The sequence below is a fragment of the Enterococcus sp. AZ171 genome (genome assembly GCF_051714005.1).
Taxonomy (GTDB): Bacteria; Bacillota; Bacilli; order Lactobacillales; family Enterococcaceae; genus Enterococcus_B; species Enterococcus_B pernyi.
In genome coordinates this window covers 2105883-2129507 of sequence record NZ_JBIORA010000001.1, presented here as the reverse complement: position 1 = coordinate 2129507, position 23625 = coordinate 2105883, and the positions used below count along the sequence as shown (strand labels likewise).

Here is a 23625-nt window from a genome sequence, read left to right as displayed (position 1 = left end):
GAGGTAGGTGAATCGAATGGCTATCAAAGCAGAAGAAATTAGTGCCTTGATTAAAGAACAAATTGAACATTATGAAAACGTGCTTTCAGTCGAAGAAATCGGTACAGTCACTTATGTTGGTGACGGAATCGCACGTGCGCATGGACTTGAAAATGCCATGAGTGGTGAACTACTTGAATTTTCGAACGGTTCATATGGTATGGCACAAAACTTGGAATCAAATGATGTCGGAATCATTATCTTAGGTGATTTTGAATCCATTCGTGAAGGGGATAAAGTAAAACGCACAGGAAAGATCATGGAAGTACCTGTAGGGGACGCAATGATCGGACGTGTCGTCAATCCTTTAGGACAACCCATTGATGGGCTAGGAGAAATCGTGACGGACAAAACACGTCCAGTTGAAGCGATGGCACCTGGTGTTATGCAACGTAAATCAGTCAACGAACCAATGCAAACAGGGTTGAAAGCGATCGATGCGTTAGTTCCGATCGGACGTGGACAACGTGAATTAGTCATCGGTGACCGTAAAACAGGGAAAACATCGATTGCAATCGATACAATCATCAACCAAAAAGGTCAAGATATGATTTGTATCTATGTAGCTATTGGACAAAAAGATTCAACGGTACGTACACAAGTAGAAACATTGAAAAAATATGGCGCAATGGATTATACGATCGTAGTCAATGCGGGCGCTTCTCAACCTGCACCATTGCTATACATCGCACCTTATGCTGGAACAGCTATGGGTGAAGAATTCATGTATAACGGCAAACATGTATTGATCATTTTTGATGATCTATCTAAACAAGCTGTTGCCTATCGTGAGCTTTCTTTATTACTTCGTCGACCACCAGGCCGCGAAGCCTATCCAGGGGATGTTTTCTACTTGCACTCACGTTTGTTAGAACGTGCAGCAAAATTAAGTGATGATCTAGGTGGAGGGTCAATGACTGCTTTACCATTTGTTGAAACACAAGCTGGGGATATCTCTGCTTATATTCCAACAAACGTCATTTCGATCACTGATGGACAAATCTTCTTAGAAAGTGATTTGTTCTATGCAGGAACTCGTCCAGCCGTAGATGCAGGGTTATCAGTTTCTCGTGTTGGTGGTTCAGCACAGATCAAAGCAATGAAAAAAGTTGCCGGAACATTGCGTCTAGACTTAGCAAGTTACCGTGAATTAGAAGCATTTACTCAATTTGGCTCTGATTTAGATGCGGCGACACAAGCGAAATTGAATCGTGGTCGTCGTACAGTAGAAATCTTGAAGCAAAAATTACATGCACCTCTTGCAGTGGAAAAACAAGTAGTCATCTTATATGCATTGACACACGGTTACTTAGACAGTATCCCTGTAGATAGCATTTTAGATTTTGAACATGAGTTATTTGAATATCTTGAGACAAATCATGCAGATCTCTTTGAAACGATCCGTACGACGAAAGATCTTCCTGAAGAAGAAGCGTTGAACCAAGCAATTCAAGAGTACAAAGATATCTTTATGGCAACAAAAGGAAATAATTCTTCAACAGAAGACAAATTGAAATCCATTCAAAATGCATAGTGAGGTGAGATGAATGGGCGCTTCATTAAATGAAATCAAGACACGAATCGCGTCAACGAAAAAGACGAGCCAAATCACTCGTGCCATGCAAATGGTGTCAGCCTCTAAATTGACAAAATCTGAAGCTTCTTCACAGAAGTTCCAGATTTATGCCAATAAGGTGAGAGAAATCGTTACGCATTTAACAGCAACACAATTAACTGACATTGCTTCGGCTAATCCAAGAGGAGATGTCAATTATAATAGTATGCTGATCAGTCGACCAGTTAAAAAAACCGGTTATATCGTGATCACAGCTGATGGTGGGTTAGTCGGTGGCTACAATAGTTCCATATTGAAACAAACCATGTCCATCTTGGAAGAAGACCATCAATCACCAGATGAATATGTCATGATCGCCATTGGTGGTACCGGAGCGGATTTCTTTAAAGCTCGTGACATCAACTTAGCGTATGAACTGCGCAATTTGTCTGATCAACCTAGCTTTGATGAGGTTCGTAAAATCGTGAACATGGCAACGACCATGTATCAAAATGAAGTATTTGACGAATTGTATGTATGTTATAACCATCATATCAATTCATTGACTAGTCAATTTCGTGTAGAAAAAATGTTACCTATTTCAGATTTAGATCCGGGAGAAGCGAAAAGCTTTGAGCAAGAATATATTTTTGAACCTTCAAAAGAAGAAATCTTGACTCAACTGTTGCCGCAATATGCCGAAAGTTTGATTTATGGTGCGATCGTCGATGCGAAAACGGCAGAACATGCCGCGGGAATGACTGCAATGAAAACCGCAACAGATAATGCTGCGAACATCATCGATGATCTGACGGTTTCTTATAACCGTGCAAGACAAGGGGCGATCACCCAAGAAATTACCGAAATTGTTGCCGGAGCATCGGCACTAGAATAGCAAGGAGATTGGAGGAAAAAAGATGAGTTCAGGCAAGATTGTTCAAGTAATCGGTCCCGTTGTCGACGTGGAATTTTCTTTAGACCAATCCTTACCAGATATCAACAACGCATTAGTTGTTTATAAAAATGATGAGCAAAAATCAAAAGTTGTTCTTGAAGCAGCATTAGAATTAGGTGACGGTGTGATCCGTACGATCGCAATGGAATCGACGGATGGACTACAACGTGGAATGGAAGTCATCGACACAAGTAAAGCGATCTCTGTACCAGTTGGAACAGAAACATTAGGTCGTGTGTTCAACGTGTTAGGTGAAACAATCGATTTGGAAGCACCATTTCCAGAGGATGCCCAAAGAAGCGAGATCCACAAGAAAGCACCAAATTTTGATGAATTAAGCACAAGTACAGAGATTCTTGAAACTGGGATCAAAGTCATTGACTTATTAGCACCTTATTTAAAAGGTGGGAAAGTTGGATTGTTTGGAGGTGCCGGTGTTGGTAAAACCGTACTGATCCAAGAATTGATCCATAATATCGCCCAAGAACATGGGGGAATCTCAGTGTTTACCGGTGTTGGTGAACGTACCCGTGAAGGAAACGATCTGTATTACGAAATGAAAGATTCAGGCGTAATCGAAAAAACAGCGATGGTGTTTGGACAAATGAATGAGCCACCAGGTGCTCGTATGCGTGTCGCACTAACTGGATTGACGATTGCGGAATATTTCCGTGATGTCGAAGGACAAGACGTGCTCTTATTTATTGATAATATTTTCCGTTTCACCCAAGCAGGTTCGGAAGTATCTGCCTTACTAGGACGTATGCCATCAGCGGTTGGTTATCAACCAACCTTAGCGACTGAAATGGGACAACTCCAAGAACGGATCACTTCAACGAAAAAAGGTTCGATCACTTCGATCCAAGCAATCTACGTGCCAGCGGATGACTATACTGACCCAGCGCCAGCAACGACATTTGCCCATTTAGATGCAACGACAAACTTGGAACGTAAATTGACCGAACAAGGGATCTATCCAGCCGTTGACCCACTTGCTTCTTCATCAAGTGCGTTATCTCCTGAAATCGTAGGAGAAGAACACTACAAAGTAGCGACTGAAGTACAACATGTATTACAACGTTACCGTGAATTGCAAGACATCATCGCTATTTTAGGGATGGATGAATTATCAGATCAAGAAAAAATATTGGTTTCACGCGCTCGTCGAATCCAATTCTTCTTATCACAAAACTTCAATGTAGCTGAACAATTCACAGGTCTTCCAGGTTCTTATGTACCAGTTGAAGAAACTGTCAAAGGCTTCCGTGAGATTCTTGAAGGTAAATACGATGATCTTCCTGAAGAAGCATTCCGCAGTGTCGGCCGAATCGAAGACGTTGTCGAAAAAGCGAAAAAACTAGGCTACTAGAAAGGGGTGCCCCATGGATCAATATTTAACTGTTAATGTGGTTACTCCCGATGGTTTAGTTTATGATCACCATGCGGCAATCGTTGTTGCACGCACTACTGCTGGCGAACTTGGTATTTTACCACAGCATGCGCCAATCATCGTGCCTTTAACGATCGATGAAGTTCGTGTGAAGCGGACAGATTCAGATACACACGTTGACTGGATCGCTGTGAACGGCGGCATCATGGAAGTTCGCGATAACTTAGTTTCAATCGTCGCAGATAGTGCGGAACGTGAACGAGATATCGACGTCACTCGAGCAGAACGCGCAAAACAACGTGCTGAACGCCAAATCGAAGAAGCCAAACAAAAAGAAGATAAGAATGAACTGAAACGGGCAACTGTTGCGTTACACCGCGCAGTGAACCGTATCAATGTATCAAAACATAAGTGATTACTATAATTGACAAGTAATTGAATTATGGCGGGAGAACAACTCCCAAAAGAAGAGAGCGGGACAAACACTTATGGGTGCTAATGCAGCCACGTGTGTTTCCCGATCTCTTCTTTTCTTTATCATTCATTGTTAGGATAAAATTTATTTTTTTGGTGTAAAGAAATGATATTTTTCATCCATTTTTCAGAGTTTGTCAAGAAAATTACAGAGATTTATCATTTTTACAACCAATAATTTCTACTTTTATAAAATTTATGGTATCATCAGTGTGTTAGTTATCAAAAACATTTGTTAGAAAGGGCGTAATGATGCAAGTATATGGTATTGATGCAATCATTCGGATCGTTAGTCATTTGGCATTTATTTACTTAGCCTTTTGGTCTTTGCGTTCTTTACGCGTTGACGCTTTTTTTCGTTCAATGCATACGACACAAATTAGAATGGCAATTGTCCTTTTTTCAATTTTTTTAGGGTATACAGCGAGCAGTTTTTTCTTAGAGATCATTGCGCTATGTCGAAATCTTTTCGTCAGCCTATAATTTTAAAAAAAGGTACTATTTTAAAACAAGAAGTGATATAATAAAAAAGATTTTGAGCGAATGTATACTCAACGGATTTTTTTGGGGGGAACAACATGGAAGAGATCATCGTAAAAGGTGGCAATCAATTAAAAGGAACAGTAAAGATCGAAGGAGCAAAGAATGCGGTATTGCCGATTTTAGCCGCAAGTTTATTGGCTGAAGAAGGAACGACCGTTTTAGATAATGTGCCAATTCTTTCTGACGTGTTCACTATGAATCAAGTGATCCGTCATTTGAACGTAGATGTAGCGTTTGATGAAGAGAATAATCGTGTGACACTTGATGCATCGAGAGAATTAGAAATTGAAGCACCTTATGAATACGTAAGCCAAATGCGTGCGTCAATCGTTGTGATGGGACCATTATTGGCTAGAAATGGTCATGCAAAAGTTGCAATGCCTGGTGGATGTGCGATTGGAAAACGTCCGATCGATTTACACCTAAAAGGTTTTCAAGCCTTGGGTGCAAAAATCATTCAAAAGAATGGTTATATCGAAGCAATCGCCGATCAACTGATCGGAAATACGATCTATTTAGATTTTCCAAGTGTTGGTGCGACACAAAACATCATGATGGCTGCTGTCAAAGCAAAAGGCACGACGATCATTGAAAACGTCGCACGTGAACCTGAAATCGTTGATTTAGCGAATATCTTAAATAAAATGGGTGCGAATGTTTATGGCGCTGGTACAGAAACGATGCGTATCGAAGGCGTTGATCATTTGCATGCAGTCAACCATTCAATCGTCCAAGACCGTATCGAAGCTGGTACTTTCATGGTAGCAGCAGCAATGACTGAAGGCAATCTATTGATCGCTGATGCGATTTCTGAGCATAATCGTCCATTGATCTCTAAATTGATCGAAATGGGTGCAACGATCACTGAAGAAGACGGTGGCGTTCGTGTCATCGGACCAAAACATATTTTACCAACAGATGTAAAAACAATGCCACATCCTGGTTTCCCAACGGATATGCAAGCACAAATGACTGCTATCCAGTTGGTTGCAGAAGGTACAAGTGTTGTGACTGAAACAGTCTTTGAGAACCGTTTCCAACATCTTGAAGAAATGCGCAGAATGAATGCACATGTAAAAATCGATGGCAACGTTGCAATCATGGATGGTAATCACGAATTACAAGGTGCTGAAGTCTATGCAACAGATCTAAGAGCAGCAGCAGCGCTCGTATTAGCTGGTTTGAAAGCAAATGGAATCACACGCGTTCGTAACCTAAAATATTTAGATCGTGGCTATTATAATTTCCATATTAAATTGCAACAATTAGGTGCAGATGTGGAACGTGTAAATGTAGAAGAAACACCAGTCGAAAAAACACCACAAACAATCGCTTAAGGATGTGACGAGAGATGACGAGTCCACGCTATATTTTGATAAGTTTGGTAAAAATTTTAGCTGTCATTTTACTTGTACTCCTATTATTCATCATTGGAACAATGATCGGATATGGTTTGATTGGCGGTGGAAGTCCATTCAAGGTCTTTCAACCGAGCTTATGGTTGCATATCTTCGATTTCTTTAGTTAAGTGTGTACACTAGGTAACAGATAAGATAAAAAGAGGTTGTGGCAAAAGCGTACAGCTCCGAGAAATAAGCGCCAAAATCCGAAAATAGCTTTTCATATTTTTGGGTTTTGGCGCTTATTTCTGTAGGAGTTGCTTTTAGAACACCGTTTATCCGGTTATAGGGGATGGTAAGTGGATGTATGACCAATCCTCTTTTTTATGGAGATGAGAATATGAAAAAGATTTTAATTTATTTAGTTCGAGGATATCAGCGTTTTATTTCACCTGCGTTCCCACCAAGTTGTCGGTATTATCCAACTTGTTCTAATTACATGATCCAAGCCATCCAAGTACATGGTGCGCTCAAAGGAACCCTAATGGGAACAGCACGCATCTTTCGTTGCCACCCATTTGTGAAAGGCGGTATCGATTATGTGCCTCGTAACTTTCGTTTGACGCGTAATAAAGAAGATCAATCGATGCCAGACTATAAAAAATACAAAAAATAGAGTCATTGATTTTTATTAGATGGGAGAAAGCGATGTTTCAACAATTGAACAAAAGTGACTTACCATGGGCATTACTACTAGAAGCCGATCCTGATAAAAACAAAGTGATCGCTTATGTGACCAATGGCGATGGATTTATCTGGAAAGAGCAGGATGAAGTGATTGGTGTGCTTGTTTATGAAATCAGAGAAACGGAATGTGAGATCATGAATGTTTCTGTTGCTGATGCGCATCAAGGAAGAGGAATCGGTGGCAAGCTGATTGACCATGCACTCGAACAGTTTAGCAAGGAATGCAAACAACCAACAAAAATACTGATCCGTACAGGAAGTATCACGAATCCAGCGTTACATCTTTATCAAAAAAAAGGCTTTAAAGAAGTATCAAGAGAAAAGGATTACTTCATCAATAACTACCCAGAACCAATCTATGAAGAAGGAATACTTCTGAGAGATCAAGTCACTTTATCCAAAGAATTATAGAATAAAAAGAAAGCGTTTCATAGTGAAAATAATGATGAAAAACTATCGAGGAGGAACAAATAATTATGGGGATTTTAGCATTCGATTTTGGTGGTTCAGCTGTCAAATATGGTTATTGGGAACAAGAAACACTAACACATAAAGGTCAGTTCACAACACCAGCTACATGGAAAGAAATGAAAGCGCAATTATCATTGGTATTCCAACAATTATCACAAGAAGTAGCAATCAGTGGGGTCGCCTTTAGTGCACCAGGTGTTGTGAACAGCCAACGACAAGTGATTGAAGGTATCAGCGCGATCCCTTATATCCATGGGTTTGATATTTATACTGAATTAGAGGAATTATTTGGTCTGCCAGTTGCTATGGAAAATGATGCGAATTGCGCGGGAATGGCTGAGTTTTATGAAGGTGCTGCTCGTGGCTATCAAAATGTTGCTTTTGTAGTAATTGGTACAGGCGTAGGTGGTGCGATGTTCACTAATGGTGAATTGAATAAAGGCGCTCATCTTTATGGCGGAGAATTTGGCTTGATGTTTCTTAATGGGGAGCATACATTCAGTACATTAGGAACGGCAGTCCAAATGGCGTGGCGGTATTGTGAACGCAAAGGATTAGATAAACATACCTTTAGTGGAAAAGAAGTCTTTGAATTAGCAGAAAATGGTGATCCGCTCGCACAAGAAGAAGTTGAATCTTTTTATGATTATTTAACAAAAGGGTTATTTAGTATTCAATTTTCTTTTGATCCAGAAGTGATCGTATTGGGTGGCGGAATTTCTGCAAAAGAGGGATTACTGACAGAAATCAATCAACGGATGAAAAAATTGACGAATCATTTTGGGTTGAATGATTTTGATCCATTGATCACCCTGTGTGAGTATCGCAATGATGCGAACCTGATAGGGGCAGCAGCAAATTATCTAGCGCAACACGAAGCAGGAAAATAAATTATCAAATAGAAGGCACGCAGTGAATGTTTTCTGCCGTTAAATGTGATAAACTATTGAGGAGGTGGGAAATAATGTCAAAAAAGAATAAAGATATTGAAGTGCGTACCGAAGAGATCAAAAAAACGATCAAAGGGAACACATATGAGGTAACGCAGTTATTTATTGGTAAAAAAATGATCGGTGAAATTTTAGCGTATGGCCCAAAAGAATTTGAGATTTTCTTGGGAGAAGAAGACTTTGGCAAAGAAAAAAGTCTTGAAAATGCGATAGAAACAGTAATTCGTCATTGGAATTTACACGAATAAAAAAATATCAAAAAAATTTTCAATAAAGGGTTGCAATCACTTGGAAAATTAGGTATTATAACTAAGTCAGGTTGATACAAACCTTTCGGAGGAGTAGCGAAGTGGCTAAACGCGACGGACTGTAAATCCGTTCCTTAGGGTTCAGTGGTTCGAATCCACTCTCCTCCATTTCATTGGGGTATAGCCAAGCGGTAAGGCAAGGGACTTTGACTCCCTCATGCGTTGGTTCGAATCCAGCTACCCCAGTTCCTAGAGTGATCAGTTGCAGATCACTCTTTTTTTTGTGTAAAACACCTTGTTTCTTGCTGATTTTGCTATTATAGGCTAGAGTAGATATAAGAAGAAAAAAAGGAGGCGGCACAAATGAAGTGGAAACAAAAAGTAGATGAAACAGCAGAAAAAATTTACGATATGATCAAATCGGAGAAGTACAATGTAGAGATCCATGTACCGAAAAAATCAGAAAAATTTATCCAAATCAAAGCGAAACGTCCAACAAATCATACCAAAAAATGGTTGTCTAAAAATCGTTAAGAATAACAAAAGCTCTGAAGTTCACATAATCTTGTGTTCTTCAGAGCTTTTGTTATTTTTCAATCTCGATCCCTAAGACGGTCAAGTGACCATTTCCCACTAATTTGATGACTAAAGTAGCTAACTGCTGTGGTGTCATCTCGGTATCACTAGTGACCCACCAATGTAAAGTACCGGTGAAAATGGCAGTTATGTATTCTGTGATAAAGTCAATAGGTACTTCTAGTTCGTTCTCTGTGATTTTTAGACGATCAAAGATAGTGGCGTATTTATCTGATAAGAAAATTTTTAACTTTTTCCTGAAAAACTCGATCGAAGTGCCGTCCAAAGTCGTAATAAATATGGCTTTGTTCTCAGCCACCAATTGGTAAATTTGAGTTAAGGCGCGGTTGACCCGTTTCAGCTTCAATTTATTGTCTTCCATCAAGGGTTCCAAATCTAAGATCGAGGTAAATGTCTGGATAGCGATATGGAATAAATGCTCATAAAGATCTTGTTTATCTTTGAAATGAGCATAAAAAGTCGCACGATTGATCATTGCTTCATCGGCAATTTCTTGGATCGTGATTCGCTCCATACTTTTTGTTTCTAGTAAACGTAAGAATGCTTCAATAATCATTTTATTGGTACGTTTCACTCGAAGATCGTTTTTCTTCATCATAAAAATCTCCTCACTTTTGGTCGACAAATCGCACACGATTGTTGTTTATCTCACAAACTGACGATTATTGCTTATTGAAATCGCTCTAAATCGTTTTAAAATAGATATATGTAGTATAACAGACGGTTTGTTCAATGTTAAACAAATCGTTTTTTTAAGAAGGTGGCGAGACGATGAAAATGTACGGAGGTATCGATGTAGGTTCAACGACAGTAAAATTAGTGATTCTTGATAACCATGGCGAAACTCTTTTTGCTAAATACGAACGACATTATGCAGATATCAGAAAAGCAACCATCAACATATTAGAAGAAGCCAAAACAACCTTACAAGATCAGGGGATTGCTTTTGCCATCACTGGTTCTGGCGGTATGGGATTAGCGGAACATCTACAATTACCTTTTATCCAAGAAGTGATTGCATGTACAAAAACGATCGAAGAAAGGATTCCCGAAACAGATGTAGCAATTGAATTAGGGGGAGAAGATGCCAAAATCACTTTTTTTGGTTCTTCTTTAGAACAACGCATGAATGGTAGCTGCGCGGGAGGGACAGGCGCGTTTATTGATCAGATGGCAGCACTATTGAAAACCGATGCAAATGGGTTGAATGAACTAGCCAAAGCGTACCAACAGCTTTATCCAATTGCCTCTCGCTGTGGTGTATTCGCTAAAACGGATGTACAACCACTGATCAATGAAGGAGCGGCGAAAGCCGATATCGCTGCTAGTATTTTTCAAGCCGTCGTCAATCAAACGATCGCTGGTTTAGCAGCAGGCAGAAAGATCAAAGGAAAGGTCGCCTTTTTAGGTGGCCCACTTTACTTTATGTCCGAATTGCGCCAACGCTTTATTGAAACGCTTGGTCTATCGACAGAAGAAGTGATTTTTCCAGAAAATCCGCAACTATTCGTAGCATTAGGGGCAGCTTATCACGCAAAAACTTCAAAGGAAAAAACACTCAGTGAATTAATCCAGAAATTGAAAAGCCAAGAGCAAGAGTTGCTTCATCCATCTCGTTCTTTAGCGCCACTGTTTCAGAACGATCAAGAGTTAGCTGATTTTCGCAGTCGACACGAAAAAGCGAAGGTGCAAGAACGTGCGCTAGCTACCCATCAGGGGGTGGCTTTTCTAGGTATTGATGCTGGTTCGACAACGACGAAAGTCACCTTGATCAATCAATCAGGAGAGCTATTATTCTCGTTTTATGGAAACAATGAAGGACAGCCTTTAGAAACAACCATCAACGTATTGAAAAATATGTATCAGCAAATGCCCAAAGGCTGCTTTATCGGTAAAGCGGTAGTGACTGGATATGGTGAAGCGTTGATCAAGAGTGCGTTGAAAATCGATATTGGTGAAGTCGAAACGATGGCGCATTATAAAGCAGCAAATTTTTTTCAACCAGGTGTCGATTTTATTTTAGATATTGGCGGACAAGATATGAAGGCAATGACGATCAAGGACGGCGCATTGTCCTCGATTCAATTGAACGAAGCCTGTTCTTCAGGTTGTGGTTCATTTATCGAAACATTTGCTAGGTCATTAGGTTATGGAATCCAAGATTTTACGGTTGCAGCTATTTCAGCCAAGAACCCTGTGGACTTAGGTTCCAGATGTACGGTCTTCATGAATTCAAAGGTCAAGCAAGTCCAAAAAGAAGGCGCTTCTGTTGGAGACATCTCGGCTGGTCTATCTTATTCTGTGATCAAAAATGCGATCTACAAAGTGATCAAAATCAGAAAACCAGAAGATCTAGGCAATAAGATCGTGTGCCAAGGTGGAACCTTTTACAACGATGCAGTCTTGCGAGCATTTGAAACAATCAGTGGAAGAGAAGTTGTTCGTCCTTCTATCGCAGGATTGATGGGTGCATATGGGGCTTCTTTGATTGCTTTGGAAGAATATCAAAAAGGGGAAATAAGTGAAGTACTCTCATTCGAAGAATTGTCTCAGTTGACGACAGAAAAAGAATTGACGCACTGTGGGTTGTGTGAGAATAATTGCCTATTGACGGTCACTTTATTTTCTGATGGTCGGAAGTTGATTTCTGGTAATCGTTGTGAACGTGGGGCACAGATCAAAATCAAAAAAGCCGATAAGAAAATCAATTTAGTGGCTGAAAAATCTCGGCAATTATTCCGTTACCGTCCATTACGAAAAACAGAAGCTGTCAACGGGGAAATCGGGATTCCAAGAGTATTGAATATGTATGAAAACTTTCCTCTTTGGCAGACTTTCTTTCGTACTTTAGGCTTTCGAGTAGTCTTATCCCCTCGTTCGAGTAAGGAAATCTACGAACAAGGAATCGACACGATTTCAAGTGATACCGTCTGCTATCCAGCGAAACTGGTGCATGGCCATATCCAGTCACTGATCGATGCTGGTGTTCCCTGCATTTTTTATCCGGGCGTGATCTTTGAGCAAAAGGAGAACAACCAAGCGGACAATCATTTTAATTGTCCCATCGTTCAAAGTTATCCAGATGTCATCAAAAATAATGTCGATGCGATTCGAGAAGGAAGGATCGATTACCGTCAGCCGTTTTTGAATCTAGCGAACGAAGCATCAGTGGCAAAGACGTTACACCAAACATTTTCTGACTATGGATTTTCAGAAGATCAAATAAAAGAAGCCTTACACCAAGGATATGAAGCATTAGCCGATTTTAAAAAAGAAATTCAGCAAAAAGGAGAAGAAACCTTGAGGATGCTACATCAAAACAATGAACGTGGCATCGTCCTTGCAGGTCGCCCTTACCATCTAGATCCGGAAATCAATCATGGGATTGCAGAATTGATCACACAAGAAGGCTTCCATGTCTTGACAGAAGATAGCATTGCTCATCTAGGAGATGTGGGGCAATTACGAGTAGTGAATCAATGGGTCTATCAATCAAGATTATATGCAGCTGCCCGAGTCGTCGCCAAATCTAAGGAGTTAGAATTAGTGCAATTAAACTCTTTCGGGTGTGGTATCGATGCGGTGACAACTGATCAAGTGGAAGAAATCATGGCGCAATATGGCAAGTTATACACTGTCCTAAAAATCGATGAAGGTGCAAATTTAGGTGCCATCAGGATACGCTTGCGCTCATTAAAAGCGGCAGTCAATGCACGAACCAAACAACAATTTCGCCCAACGAAACAATTTCTTACACCGGAAAAAATCACCTTTACCAAAGAAATGAAGAAAACACATACCTTGTTATTGCCGATGTTAAGTCCTATCCATCAATCTGGTTTAGTTGATGTTGCTCTAAAATCCTCGGGATATCGAGTCGTTTGTTTGCCAAGTGAAAGTGGCAGTGCCGTTGATGTTGGGTTGAAGTATGTCAACAATGACGCGTGTTATCCAGCAATCATCTCGATTGGGCAAATAGTCGAGGCATTGGAAAGTGGCACATATGATTTAAATCATACCAGCGTGATGATGACCCAAACAGGAGGTGGATGCCGAGCGACTAATTATATCCCACTACTTCGCAAGGCGCTTGATGAAGCTGGCTTCCCACAGATACCTGTGGTTTCTGTGTCTTTCGGCAATCAAGGGGTAGAATCTTCTCCTGGTTTTACGTTCACATTGCCATTGTTGAAACGTTTAGCTGTTGCTTTTTTATATGGCGATCTTTTTGAACGAGTCGTTTACCGCACTCGACCGTATGAGATAGAAAAAGGCGCGATTGATGAAATACACCATCAATGGCTTGAACGAGTGGAACGCAATGTCAAAAATGGTTCTTTGACAAATTTCAATCGAAATATGGCGAAAATCATCCATGATTTTGACACGGTTCCGCTAACGAACCAAACGAAACCTAAAGTAGGGATTGTTGGAGAGATCCTAGTCAAGTATTCACCGACAGCCAATAATGATATCGTCCGATTATTAGAAGAAGAAGGAGCTGAAGTCGTTGTACCTGATATCATGGGCTTTATGAATTATTCGATATACAATCAAATCTGGAAATATGAACATTTAGGTCATTCGAAAAAAAGTAAATGGGTCGCGCAGTTTCTTATCCGCTTGATTGAATATGTTCTAAAGCCAATGGATAAAGCATTAAGGAAATCACAACGCTTTGATGGAATAACACCAATTCATCAATTAGCAGAGGGAGCAAGCCAGATTTTATCAATTGGCAATCAGACCGGCGAAGGCTGGTTTTTAACCGGTGAGATGATTGAATTGTTGGAAAATGATGTGCCTAATATCGTTTGTATGCAACCATTTGGCTGTCTACCGAATCATGTCGTAGGCAAAGGGGTATTCAAAGAGCTTCGTCATCGTTACCCAAAAGCCAACATTACGGCAATCGATTATGACCCAGGTGCTTCCTTAGTCAATCAATTGAATCGAATCCGTTTGATGATGGCAACGGCCATGAAAATACTGGATCAATGATTAGTTGGGTGAACTTGAGCCAGCCTTTTTTGATTCTGTCGTTTCCGAGCAAGAATAGTAAGGGCTTGTTACTTTAATTACTTATTGAATAAGAGTGAATGATCATAGGTCTATATCCAAACGCTATTATATCGGAGGGCAAGGCAGTGGAATGAACAGCATGATGGGCTCTTTTTTGTTGAGAATTAGGTATATACCAGTTATAATAAAATAGAAATGAAAGGACGGGTAGATGTTATGTCGAATCAATTACCGGTATATATACAAATTCACGATCAAATCAAAAGTGAAATCGAGCAAGGCGTCTGGAAAATTGGAGATCGTCTTCCTTCAGAAAGAGAATTAGCCATCAAGTTTAATGTTAGTCGAATGACTTTAAGACAAGCAATCCAAAACTTAGCCGATGAAGGAATCCTTGAAAGAAAAATTGGATCAGGTACCTACGTGGCACGAGAAAAAGTCCAAGAAAAGATGTCTGGTGCAACCAGTTTTACCGAAATCATGGAATCACAAAATCGTGTACCATCCAGTCGAACGATTTCTTATTTTCTCACGTCACCCAGTTCGAGTGAAATGGAGAAATTGCAACTAAAAAAAGATGATACTATCTTACGAATGGAACGTATTCGTTTTGCTGATGATATCCCTATTTGCTTTGAGATTGCGAGTATTCCGCAAAAAATCATCGACGGATACAGCAAAGCAGAAATTACGGAGTCATTGTACCGAACACTCGAAGAAAAAAGAGGAAACAAGATCGGTGCGGCGAAACAAACAATTTCAGCAGTCTTAGCTTCAGAAAAAATTGCTGAATATTTAGAGGTCAAGCGAGGAGATGCTGTTTTACGTTTAAGACAGATCTCTTACTTTGAAGATGGCACGCCATTTGAATACGTACGTACCCAATATGTCGGCGACCGCTTTGAGTTTTATTTAGAAAGATGATCGTTCATATTGAATAAAAAGACCAGAGAATAGTCATTGGCATAGCTGCCTTCTATTCTTTGGTCTTTTTCTCTATGATCAGGCTCATTCTCTTGTTTGAATGAGTTGTTCATGATAAGAAACAGCGCCTTCAGTAAATGTCACTTGACCGCTCAAAAGTTCAATGATTGCTTCTTGGAAAGCAGAGACCTCTTTTTCATTGATCATGCAAACAACGATGACTTTTTCTGTATAGCGGATTTCTTTCACATTCACCTGCTGGAGTGCCAAGAAGTTTTCTATTTTTCCTAGCTGGGGATAGGCAATATGAATCGATAATTCTTGTTGCAATGTCCCTTCAACGATGCCAATTTCTTGTAATGCGTGGGAAACCGAATGCGCATATGCACGAATCAAGCCGCCTGTACCTAATTTGATCCCGCCGAAATAACGAGTCACAACAGCCGCAACATTGATTAGTTCATTTTTTTTGATTACTTCTAGCATCGGCACGCCAGCAGTTCCACTCGGTTCACCATCATCGCTACTTCGTTGAATCTCATTTTTTTCACCAATCACGAACGCACTACAATTATGATTGGCTTTCCAATGTTCTTTTTTTGTTTCTTGGATAAATTGTTTTGCTTCTTCTTCCGTTTCAACTCGTTTCAGTGAGCAGATAAAACGTGATTTTTTTATTTCAAGCTCACTTTGACCATTTTCTTTGATCGTGTAATAACGTTCTAACATCTGTTTCACTACTTTCATTGTTTGTTCTCGTCTCTTTTCAAGTATAGAGAATTTTTTTCTGCATGACAATTATGTTAATAGTTGCTTAACGAAGGGAATATGGGATAATAAAGAAAAGTGAGGTGCGTAACATGAAAGAACGAGTCAAAAAGTATGATGCCATCACTCATTATTTAAAGACAAATGGTGGCTCTCAAATCACGCTGACATTTACTCAAATCGATGAGTTGCTTTTTCCAAGTAGTGCCTTGCCCCGTTCTGCACGAGAAAGTACCGATTGGTGGGCGAACGACTATAAACATCCTGAAAAAGGCGCCTATGGCTGGATCAATGCTGGCTATGAAGTGGTGGTCATCAATTTAGAAAAAGAATTTATCGTATTCAATCAATTAGTCAAATCCAGTTGGTTGTTTGACGAATAACTATTTTTCTAGCTGTTGATCCGATCCTTCGATTCAAGTTCAAATTTAGGTCTAGCTACATATATCAGTATGATCTGAGTCCGAAAGTTTCTGTTAAAGAAATGGCCCGCTGACTCAGTTTCATACTTTTTTTGTTTTTCATTGAAATCATCACGTTCGTTCGTCCGCTTATTAGCTGATTTTCTAATTGGATCAATCCAATTGATTCTGCATGAAGAATTTCTTTTTTGGCATATCTATTTTGCGAAGGGAGAGAAGTGCACATGCAAGCGGAAGATTTTTTTGGGCGGCGATTATTAACTAAAGAAGTATATGGGAATGAACATTCTTATGAAAAATTGAACTATGTAGTGGTCGATGCAATCACAATAAAAAAGAAGCAGCTTTATTGCAATCGTTGCAGTCAAACTACCCCTTTGCAAACTGCAAGGCTCAATGCGTCTACCTACTACTGTCCCCACTGTCTGTTTTTGGGGCGTTGCGATACCCTGCAACAGCTCTACTTATTCGAACAACCAAATGGAAAGAAGCGTCATATAAATCACTGTTGGGAAGGTCAATTAACAACACTACAACAGCAAATTTCGGATGATCTATGTGAACGATCGGGTGAGCATTTGGTTTGGGCAGTTACCGGTTCAGGCAAGACGGAGATGCTTTACGCCAGTATCCGAAAGACCTTAGCTAAAGGTAGGAGAGTTGCTATCGCCTCACCAAGGATCGATGTTTGTCAGGAATTATACCTACGACTTAGCAAGGTCTTCCCAGAAGAAACGATCCGCCTGCTTCATGGGAAATTAGACGAACCTGATCGCTATGGTTCTTTAGTGATTTGTACGACGCATCAGTTGTATCGTTTTTACCGAGCATTTGCTCTTTTAGTAGTAGATGAAGTGGATGCTTTTCCATTTGTGGGGGATCAAGGGTTAGCTTATGCAGTGGAAACCGCGCTACAAAGAAATGGCCAACTGATATATTTAAGTGCGACACCCGATGACCAGTTATTGAAAAAAAGCCGAACAGCTATGACTGTTCATCAGTTGGCTTTACGCTTTCATCAACGATTATTGCCAGAACCGAAACTGCTTTTTTGGGATCAGTGGGCTAATCGCTGTTTACACCCAAAAAAGAATCAACGATTGTGTCGCTTGATCCAAGAGCTAGTCAAAGAAAACCATGTGCTATTGTTTTGCCCGAGTATCTCTTTAATGGAGCAATTGGAGAAACAATTAAAAAAACAATTGTCTTGTCGTATGACATCCGCCTCATCAAAAGATGAAGCACGTAGTAGCAAAGTCCAAAATATGAGAAAGCAACATTACGATGTGTTTTTGACAACGATGATCTTAGAGCGCGGGGTGACTTTTGAACGGATCTCAGTCGTTGTTTTAGGCGCCGACCATCCGGTATTCAGCAAATCATCACTGGTCCAAATTGCTGGACGTGCCGATCGAAAGGGAGGATTCACCAATAGTCAGGTCTATTTTTTCTATGAAGAAAAGACACGTGCTATCGCAAAGGCGTGTAAAGAAATCAAACAAATGAATAAAAAAGGAAAAGAGCAACGAGATGAGATGCGTATACTGTAAGAAAACATTTAGTAGAAATATAACAATTAGTGAATTGCTTGGACTGAAAAAAATAGCGAGACGTTGCCAGGAATGTCAATTTTTATTCCAACGAATACAACAGGAGAGTAGCCATCAGTGCGAAGGCTGCCAAAAAGTATGGACGAAACAGGCGATTGATCAACCTGACTATTGCCGAGATTGCTTGCATTGGCGTACGCGTTATCCTGACTATCGTTTTTGTCATCGTGCGTTCTTCCGCTATGATCACGCGTTCCGTACTTGGCTCAAACAATATAAATTCATGGGGGATATCCTGTTGGCACACACATTCAGCTTAGAGTTACAAGAATTACGAAAACAATATAAGTCGTTTCTTTTTTGTCCGATCCCATTGTCTACAGAAAGGATCAGCGAAAGGGGATTTAATCAAGTGAGTGAACTATTGAGAGCTGCTGGGCTTCCTTTTCAAGAATTGCTGATCAGAGAAAAACACCATACACCGCAATCTAAAAAAACAAGAGAGCAACGTTTGATTACGTCCCAACCATTTGTTTATCAGCCATCTACACTTAAAATCAAAGGGGAAAATATCTTACTGATCGATGATGTTTATACGACTGGCCAGACGATGTTCCATGCAGCGACCTGCCTATTGGCGCAGTCACCCAATAAAGTACAGACGTTCTCACTTGCTAGATAAGCTTTTTGTAGAAACAGCAGTAAAATGACAGCGATTTAGTTTGCAAATGCTTACGAGTTCGATATAATAGAAGTAAGAAGAGGGAAAGAGTGGTCCTTCTCCTTCTTGATTGTGGTAGATGAAAGGGGTAGTTTTTATGTTTAGATATAATGTACGCGGCGAAAATATCGAAGTAACTGAAGCGATTCGTGACTACGTAGAGAAAAAAGTAGGAAAATTAGAACGTTATTTCAGCGATGCTCCCGATGCTACGGCGCATGTGAATTTAAAAGTTTATACTGAAAAAACAGCAAAAGTGGAAGTTACGATTCCATTACCTTATCTCGTATTACGTGCCGAAGAAACTTCACCAGATCTATATGCAAGTATTGATTTGGTTGTTGATAAATTGGAACGTCAAATCCGCAAATTCAAAACAAAAATCAATCGCAAATCTCGTGAAACTGGTTTGAATACAGCAAATGCGGCGGTTATGTTCAATAATGAAGACGAAGAAGAAAATGAGTCTGAATTAGATATCGTGCGTACAAAACGCTTGTCATTGAAACCAATGGACAGCGAAGAAGCTGTTTTACAAATGAATATGTTAGGCCATAACTTTTTCATCTTTGAAGATGCAGAAACGAATGGTACAAGCATTGTTTACCGTCGTAAAGATGGCAAATATGGATTGATCGAAACTGATTGATAAATAACGAAAGAATAACATGAGAAAAACTTGCAGTGGTCTCTAATGACTACTGCAAGCTTTTTTTTCGGATTGAATAGATAAAAAAGAATATGAAATAATTATGAAGATATCACTTTAATTGTCTTAAGTTATTTCATTTATCCACAACTAATGATAAAATAAGAAACAGAGTCTACATAGTTTGGATATTATATAAAAGGAGATTAAACAACGCATGGCCAATTTTATTCGTTCGATTATCGAAAATGATAAGAAAGAACTAAAACGTTTAGAAAGTATTGTAAAAAAAATCGAAGCTCATGCTGATGATATGGCAGCATTAACAGATGAACAATTACAAGCAAAGACAACCGAATTTAAGGAAAGATATAAAAAAGGGGAAACATTAGATCAACTTTTACCAGAAGCTTTCGCAGTCGTTCGTGAAGCAGCAAAACGCGTATTAGGATTGTACCCTTACCCTGTGCAGTTGATGGGGGGGATCGTACTTCATGATGGAAATATTCCAGAGATGCGTACCGGTGAAGGGAAAACCTTGACTGCTACGATGCCTGTTTATTTAAATGCTTTGACGGGAGAAGGCGTTCACGTAGTTACTGTCAATGAATACTTGTCTACCCGTGACTCCAATGAGATGGGTGAGTTATACAACTTCTTAGGTTTGACAGTTGGTTTGAATATCAATTCAAAATCAGCAGATGAAAAACGTGAAGCCTACAATTGTGATATTACGTATAGTACAAACAACGAGCTAGGGTTTGACTATTTGAGAGACAACATGGTCGTTTATCGTCATCAAATGGTACAACGTCCATTGAACTATGCAATCGTCGATGAAGTCGATTCGATCTTGATCGATGAAGCAAGAACGCCATTGATCATTTCTGGACAAGCAGAAAAGTCAACTGCGTTATATACGCGTGCTGATAACTTTGTCAAACGATTGAAAGAAGAAGAAGATTATAAAATCGATGTTCAATCAAAAACGATCAGCTTGACTGAAGCGGGAATTGAAAAAGCCGAAGAAACTTTTGGTTTAGATAACTTATATGATATCGAAAATTCTGCTTTAACGCATCATATCGATCAATCATTACGCGCAAACTATATCATGATTTTAGATATCGACTATGTGGTCCAAGATGGAAAAGTAATGATCGTTGACCAATTTACTGGTCGTATCATGGATGGACGCCGTTATTCTGATGGCTTGCACCAAGCGATTGAAGCCAAAGAAGGCGTGGAGATCGAAGATGAAACAAAAACGATGGCATCGATCACATTCCAAAACTATTTCCGTATGTATAAGAAATTATCTGGTATGACAGGGACAGCGAAGACAGAAGAAGAAGAGTTTAGAGAAATCTACAACATCCAAGTCATTCAAATCCCTACAAATCGTCCGGTCATTCGTGATGATCGTCCAGATTTGTTATATCCGACATTGACAAGCAAGTTCAATGCAGTCGTTCAAGATATCAAAGATCGTTACCGTAAAGGACAACCTGTTCTTGTAGGTACTGTCGCTGTTGAAACGTCTGAATTGCTTTCTGATTTATTGAACCGAGAACGCGTACCTCATGAAGTACTAAATGCCAAAAACCACTTTAAAGAAGCCGAGATCATCATGAATGCTGGTCAAAAAGGAGCAGTTACGATTGCAACGAACATGGCTGGTCGTGGTACGGATATCAAGTTAGGTCTAGGTGTTCGTGAGTTGGGTGGATTAGCCGTTATTGGTACAGAACGTCACGAATCAAGACGTATCGATAACCAGTTACGTGGACGTGCCGGTCGTCAAGGAGATCCAGGGATGTCACAATTCTACTTGTCTCTTGAAGATGACTTGATGAAACGATTCGGTTCAGAACGAATCAAAGCTTTCTTGGAACGCATGAAGATCGGTGAAGAAGATGCAGTGATCCAAAGTAAGATGTTGTCGAAACAAGTTGAATCTGCGCAAAAACGTGTAGAAGGAAACAACTACGACACACGTAAAAACGTTCTTCAATACGATGACGTGATGCGTGAACAACGTGAAGTAATCTATAAACAACGTCAAGACGTCATCATGGAAGAAACAAGTCTATCTGAACCATTGATGAATATGGTCAAACGAACGATCAGTCGAGTAGTAGATGCACATACTCAACTTGAAAAGGAAAACTGGAACCTTGAAGGGATCGTTGACTTTGCTGGTAGTACACTTGTTCATGAAGACAGTATTTCATTGGCTGATCTAGAAGGCAAGACACCGCAACAAATCAAAGAATTCTTAAATGAAAAAGCACAAGAAATCTTTAATACGAAAGCTTCACAACTAAATGGACCTGAGCAATTACTTGAGTTTGAAAAAGTCGTGATCTTACGTGTTGTCGATTCAAAATGGACAGACCACATCGATGCAATGGATCAATTACGTCAATCGATCGGACTACGTGCTTACGGACAAAACAATCCACTTGTCGAATATCAAACAGAAGGCTACAAAATGTTTGAAGACATGATTGGTGCAATCGAATACGAAGTAACACGTATCTTTATGAAAGCAGAGATCCGTCAAAACGTCCAACGTGAACAAGTGTCTCAAGGACAGCCTGTTCAACCAACAGAAGGCGGCGCGAAAGAAAACAGTCGATTGAATGTGAAATCACAGCCTGTCAGTGTCAATAAAGTTGGTCGTAATGACCCTTGTCCATGTGGCAGTGGTAAAAAATTCAAAAATTGTCACGGCAAGAATGAAATGTAATCTTTCCTATTGAAAGAAATCGTTCATACTGAACAATAAGATTTGATCAATTCAGAAAAGGAACTCCCCTCATATGAGAGTGATCGTTCCTTTTCACAAACTAAAATAGATAGGGAATCTTAAAGCACTATTTTTTGTTTTATGACTTCCCTGAGGTCAAGCAGTACTGAGCCTCAAGAAATAAGGTGGAATCCGCAAAAATCGTTCGTTGAATTTTTGTGGATTCCACCTTATTTCCGAAGAGGTTACTTTTGGGACACACTACCATTAAGAACGGAATGAAAAAGGGAAAGTGGCAAGCTTGTCGCATCTTATTCTTTCTGTTCGTTCAAGATTCTGGTAGACTAAACAATGAAGATTAGACAGAAAGAAGGAAATCGAAATGGAAATTTCTGAAATTCGAAACCTCCTAACCGAAATGCAAGAGAAAGTCACAAGTTTTAGGGGGTCTCTTTGACTTAGATCAGCTGGAAGAAGATATTGCTGAAGCAGAAGCAAAAATGGCTGAACCAGGTTTTTGGGATGATAGTGAAGCTGCACAAAAAGTGATCAATGAAAATAATGCAAACAAAGAAACCTATGATCAGTTCAATGAACTCGCACAAGAGCTAGAAGAACTAGAATTGATGGTGGAAATGTTACAAGAAGAGCCAGATGCGCAAATGCAAGAAGAAGCACAAGAGCGAATCAGTGCGTTAGCTGAAAAAATGACGACTTACGAATTAGCCATGTTACTAGACGGACCTTATGACCGCAATAACGCCATCGTCGAGCTGCATCCAGGTGCTGGGGGAACAGAATCTCAAGACTGGGGAAGTATGTTGTTACGAATGTACACCCGTTGGTCAGAGCAACACAACTACCAAGTGGAAATGTTAGATTACCAGGCTGGTGATGAAGCTGGAATCAAAAGTGTGACATTATTGATCAAAGGGCATAATGCTTATGGTTATCTGAAATCAGAAAAAGGCGTTCACCGTCTTGTTCGGATCTCGCCATTTGATTCGGCGAAACGCCGACATACGTCATTTTGTTCGGTCGATGTCATGCCAGAATTAGATGACATGATCGACATCGAGGTCAATCCTGATGATTTGAAGATCGACACTTACCGAGCAAGTGGAGCGGGTGGACAGCATATCAACAAAACAGAATCTGCTGTACGGATCACGCATTTGCCAACAGGAACGGTCGTTGCCAGTCAGGCACAACGCTCACAATTAAAAAACCGTGAACAAGCGATGGGGATGCTGAAAGCGAAACTTTATCAATTGGAAGTTGAAAAGAAAGAACAAGAAGCAGCTGCATTACGTGGGGAACAAATGGAAATCGGCTGGGGCTCACAGATCCGTTCTTATGTTTTCCATCCGTATTCGATGGTCAAAGATCATCGGACCAATGTGGAAACTGGAAATGTCCAAGCGGTGATGGATGGCGAGTTAGACCCATTCATCGATGGCTATTTAAAAATGCATATATAGTATGCTTACGATTAGTAGTAAATTGAA

The 23625-nt window shown here is 40.0% G+C and carries 22 protein-coding genes and 2 tRNA genes; 22 read left to right on the top strand and 2 right to left on the bottom strand.

What is annotated here, in order from left to right:
- Positions 1-16 precede the first annotated feature (16 nt).
- The 14 genes from atpA to IGJ49_RS10255 all read left to right on the top strand — a co-directional run bounded on the left by atpA (position 17) and on the right by IGJ49_RS10255 (position 9246).
- Positions 17-1573: a F0F1 ATP synthase subunit alpha gene (gene atpA / locus IGJ49_RS10320; RefSeq protein ID WP_010734889.1), complete on the top strand. Its 1557-nt coding sequence runs from the start codon at positions 17-19 to the stop codon at positions 1571-1573.
- 13 nt (positions 1574-1586) lie between these two features.
- Positions 1587-2489, top strand: coding sequence for a F0F1 ATP synthase subunit gamma (locus IGJ49_RS10315; RefSeq protein ID WP_010734890.1), 903 nt, complete (start codon positions 1587-1589; stop codon positions 2487-2489).
- A gap of 22 nt (positions 2490-2511) precedes the next feature.
- On the top strand, positions 2512-3918 hold the full coding sequence (atpD, locus tag IGJ49_RS10310; protein WP_010734891.1) for a F0F1 ATP synthase subunit beta: 1407 nt from the start codon (positions 2512-2514) through the stop codon (positions 3916-3918).
- A gap of 13 nt (positions 3919-3931) precedes the next feature.
- Positions 3932-4354: a F0F1 ATP synthase subunit epsilon gene (locus IGJ49_RS10305; protein WP_010734892.1), complete on the top strand. Its 423-nt coding sequence runs from the start codon at positions 3932-3934 to the stop codon at positions 4352-4354.
- 311 nt (positions 4355-4665) lie between these two features.
- Positions 4666-4896: a DUF1146 family protein gene (locus IGJ49_RS10300; protein ID WP_029594144.1), complete on the top strand. Its 231-nt coding sequence runs from the start codon at positions 4666-4668 to the stop codon at positions 4894-4896.
- A gap of 95 nt (positions 4897-4991) precedes the next feature.
- Positions 4992-6293 (top strand): UDP-N-acetylglucosamine 1-carboxyvinyltransferase, encoded by a 1302-nt coding sequence (gene murA, locus IGJ49_RS10295; RefSeq protein WP_438723360.1) that lies wholly within the window; start codon positions 4992-4994, stop codon positions 6291-6293.
- 14 nt (positions 6294-6307) lie between these two features.
- Positions 6308-6484, top strand: coding sequence for a DNA-directed RNA polymerase subunit beta (locus tag IGJ49_RS10290; RefSeq protein ID WP_010734895.1), 177 nt, complete (start codon positions 6308-6310; stop codon positions 6482-6484).
- 212 nt (positions 6485-6696) lie between these two features.
- Positions 6697-6972, top strand: a complete 276-nt coding sequence (gene yidD / locus IGJ49_RS10285; RefSeq protein ID WP_010734896.1) for a membrane protein insertion efficiency factor YidD — start codon at positions 6697-6699, stop codon at positions 6970-6972.
- A gap of 32 nt (positions 6973-7004) precedes the next feature.
- Positions 7005-7454 (top strand): GNAT family N-acetyltransferase, encoded by a 450-nt coding sequence (locus IGJ49_RS10280; protein ID WP_010734897.1) that lies wholly within the window; start codon positions 7005-7007, stop codon positions 7452-7454.
- A 65-nt stretch (positions 7455-7519) separates the two neighbouring features.
- Complete coding sequence (locus IGJ49_RS10275) at positions 7520-8404, top strand: ROK family protein (RefSeq protein ID WP_023520035.1); 885 nt, start codon at positions 7520-7522, stop codon at positions 8402-8404.
- A 74-nt stretch (positions 8405-8478) separates the two neighbouring features.
- A complete protein-coding gene (locus IGJ49_RS10270; RefSeq protein ID WP_010734899.1) occupies positions 8479-8712 on the top strand; it encodes a DUF2969 domain-containing protein in 234 nt (77 codons plus the stop codon).
- Positions 8713-8799: 87 nt separating this feature from the next.
- Positions 8800-8880 (top strand) — tRNA-Tyr (locus IGJ49_RS10265).
- Positions 8881-8886: 6 nt separating this feature from the next.
- Positions 8887-8958, top strand: a tRNA-Gln gene (locus tag IGJ49_RS10260).
- Positions 8959-9075: 117 nt separating this feature from the next.
- Positions 9076-9246 (top strand): hypothetical protein, encoded by a 171-nt coding sequence (locus IGJ49_RS10255; RefSeq protein ID WP_438723357.1) that lies wholly within the window; start codon positions 9076-9078, stop codon positions 9244-9246.
- Between the two features lie 52 nt (positions 9247-9298).
- Here the strand turns inward: IGJ49_RS10255 and IGJ49_RS10250 are convergent, their stop codons facing one another.
- On the bottom strand, positions 9299-9907 hold the full coding sequence (locus IGJ49_RS10250; RefSeq protein WP_438723355.1) for a TetR/AcrR family transcriptional regulator: 609 nt from the start codon (positions 9905-9907) through the stop codon (positions 9299-9301).
- Positions 9908-10080: 173 nt separating this feature from the next.
- On the opposite strand from IGJ49_RS10250, the gene IGJ49_RS10245 reads away from it, so the two are divergent.
- Positions 10081-14310: an acyl-CoA dehydratase activase-related protein gene (locus IGJ49_RS10245; RefSeq protein WP_438723354.1), complete on the top strand. Its 4230-nt coding sequence runs from the start codon at positions 10081-10083 to the stop codon at positions 14308-14310.
- Positions 14311-14547: 237 nt separating this feature from the next.
- Positions 14548-15255: a GntR family transcriptional regulator gene (locus IGJ49_RS10240; protein ID WP_010734905.1), complete on the top strand. Its 708-nt coding sequence runs from the start codon at positions 14548-14550 to the stop codon at positions 15253-15255.
- An 84-nt stretch (positions 15256-15339) separates the two neighbouring features.
- Here IGJ49_RS10240 and IGJ49_RS10235 read toward each other — a convergent pair whose 3' ends face one another.
- Complete coding sequence (locus tag IGJ49_RS10235) at positions 15340-15984, bottom strand: YigZ family protein (protein WP_023520031.1); 645 nt, start codon at positions 15982-15984, stop codon at positions 15340-15342.
- Between the two features lie 131 nt (positions 15985-16115).
- On the opposite strand from IGJ49_RS10235, the gene IGJ49_RS10230 reads away from it, so the two are divergent.
- The 6 genes from IGJ49_RS10230 to prfB all read left to right on the top strand — a co-directional run bounded on the left by IGJ49_RS10230 (position 16116) and on the right by prfB (position 23598).
- Positions 16116-16406, top strand: coding sequence for a DUF7662 domain-containing protein (locus IGJ49_RS10230; RefSeq protein ID WP_010734907.1), 291 nt, complete (start codon positions 16116-16118; stop codon positions 16404-16406).
- 263 nt (positions 16407-16669) lie between these two features.
- Positions 16670-17995 (top strand): DEAD/DEAH box helicase, encoded by a 1326-nt coding sequence (locus IGJ49_RS10225; RefSeq protein WP_438723352.1) that lies wholly within the window; start codon positions 16670-16672, stop codon positions 17993-17995.
- Complete coding sequence (locus IGJ49_RS10220; RefSeq protein ID WP_438723350.1) at positions 17976-18677, top strand: ComF family protein; 702 nt, start codon at positions 17976-17978, stop codon at positions 18675-18677. The genes IGJ49_RS10225 and IGJ49_RS10220 overlap by 20 nt, the downstream gene beginning before the upstream one ends.
- A 136-nt stretch (positions 18678-18813) precedes the next feature.
- The gene (gene hpf / locus IGJ49_RS10215) at positions 18814-19365 is read left to right on the top strand and encodes a ribosome hibernation-promoting factor, HPF/YfiA family (RefSeq protein ID WP_010734910.1); all 552 of its coding nucleotides are present in this window, start codon (positions 18814-18816) and stop codon (positions 19363-19365) included.
- Between the two features lie 217 nt (positions 19366-19582).
- The gene (gene secA / locus IGJ49_RS10210; protein WP_010734911.1) at positions 19583-22117 is read left to right on the top strand and encodes a preprotein translocase subunit SecA; all 2535 of its coding nucleotides are present in this window, start codon (positions 19583-19585) and stop codon (positions 22115-22117) included.
- Positions 22118-22499: 382 nt separating this feature from the next.
- Positions 22500-23598 (top strand): peptide chain release factor 2 gene (gene prfB, locus IGJ49_RS10205; RefSeq protein WP_178946468.1). Its coding sequence is split into 2 segments (ribosomal slippage): positions 22500-22571 and positions 22573-23598, totalling 1098 coding nucleotides; the frame shifts between segments, so codons are not numbered across the junction.
- The last annotated feature ends 27 nt before the right edge of the window (positions 23599-23625 follow it).